The organism is Streptomyces sp. NPDC058964, assembly GCF_042741275.1.
Lineage (GTDB): Bacteria > Actinomycetota > Actinomycetes > Streptomycetales > Streptomycetaceae > Streptomyces.
Map to the genome: position 1 here is coordinate 5,465 of NZ_JBHYKH010000226.1, position 1,462 is coordinate 6,926.

1 protein-coding gene and 1 pseudogene are annotated in these 1,462 nt (G+C 66.2%); both read right to left on the bottom strand.

Annotated features, from left to right (window positions below; translation table 11 throughout):
• Positions 1 to 709: NAD(P)/FAD-dependent oxidoreductase (locus ACFW2E_RS25530; protein WP_384469404.1), on the bottom strand; the 709-nt coding region annotated here is incomplete at its 3' end.
• Positions 710 to 1,022: 313 nt separating this feature from the next.
• A pseudogene (locus ACFW2E_RS25535) lies at positions 1,023 to 1,208 on the bottom strand (transposase); the annotation flags it as partial.
• Between the last annotated feature and the right edge of the window lie 254 nt (positions 1,209 to 1,462).

Sequence of the window (1,462 nt, forward strand, 5' to 3'; positions counted from 1 at the left end):
CACTGTCGCTCGGGGTGTCGACTCGGGGTACGGGGGGCATCGGCATGTGCGGGGGGCGGAGCCCTGCGAGGTGGGATGCGGTGGGGCCCGCCGCGTTCACGACGATGTCGACATCGAGACGGCTCCCATCGGACAAAGCAACCGTCCGGATGCTCCCATCGGCACCGGTGCCGATGTCACATACCGCGTTGCCGGACCGGATCTCGGCGCCGGATGCGACGGCCTGGCCGACTAGGCGGCCGACGAGATGACGACCGTGCACCCAGGCTTCGTCGGGGTAGAACACGACCGGAACCTCGTCAGACATCGTGAGACCAGGTTCGAGGCGACTGTGGACCTCGGCCCCCGTGCACATCTCGACCCGGTAGCCCCAACCAGCTAGCAGTTCGGCTGTTTCCAGGAACTTCGCCTCCGCTGCGGGATCGTCCGCCCAGCGCAGGTGGCCACTTGGATACCACCACGAGTCCGGCCCGATGGTCCCGGCAAGCTCACGGTGCGCTGCCATGCCCGCGACGTTCAGGTCGAAATAGGACTTGCGCACGGTCTTGTTGCTGGCGTTGACCCACGAGAAAGACCAGTTGGTGACGCCTTCGCCCGGCCGGCCCGCGTCGATGAAGACCACCTTGGCGCCGTGCCGGGACAGGCTCCAGCCCACACTCGCTCCGACGATGCCCACTCCGATGACAGCAACACGTTCAGGCCGCTTCACGGACCCGCTCCTCTCGGACGCATCCGTCCGGGATCACGGGCGCACTCCCGTTTCCAGCTCGGGCACCAGCAGTCCTCTCGTCGTAGGACAGGCAGACGACAATCACGCTAGCCACCAGTGCAGACACGTACACCCGAACGCGGGACTTCGGCCGGATCCCCCGCTCACCGAGACCGACTGCTGGTCATTCGATTTCGGGGCCACCCCATGACCCCTTCTGGGCTTACCTCGGCTATCCCTCCACAAGGTCCGCGGAATGTGAAACAGGCAGTGAAAGAGCGTTTTGTCCCTGCGAGGTTGTTTGGTTCGAGGTTCAGGTGTCGCGCCAATTGGGGGTTGATTCGTGGGTGAGTCTGCGGCTAATGAGGTCGATCATCGCGACGTGGATTATGGCTTCGGAGCGGTGGGGGTGCGTCTCGTAGTCTCGAGCGAGGCGGCGATGGTGCATGAGCCAGCCGAAGGTTCGCTCGATGACCCAGCGTCGGGGGATCACCTTGAATGGGTCTGCTGCAGGTTTGGGTGACAGGTTCGATCACGCGGCCTGGAATACCGGCCAGGCTGGCACGGTTGTTCCGTGTCCGGCCCGGGCGGCAGCATCTCCTGCGCCAACTCTTGCGGCTTCTCTTGCGCGAGCCTCGTCGAAGCCGCCCGCGTCTGTGCAGGTCACCCGTGCCGTATGGGTGTGGTCGGGGGCGCCCGGCCCCCCGGAGCGCGGGGCGCCGCCCTCTCGGGCGGCGCGGGGTGCGGGATGGC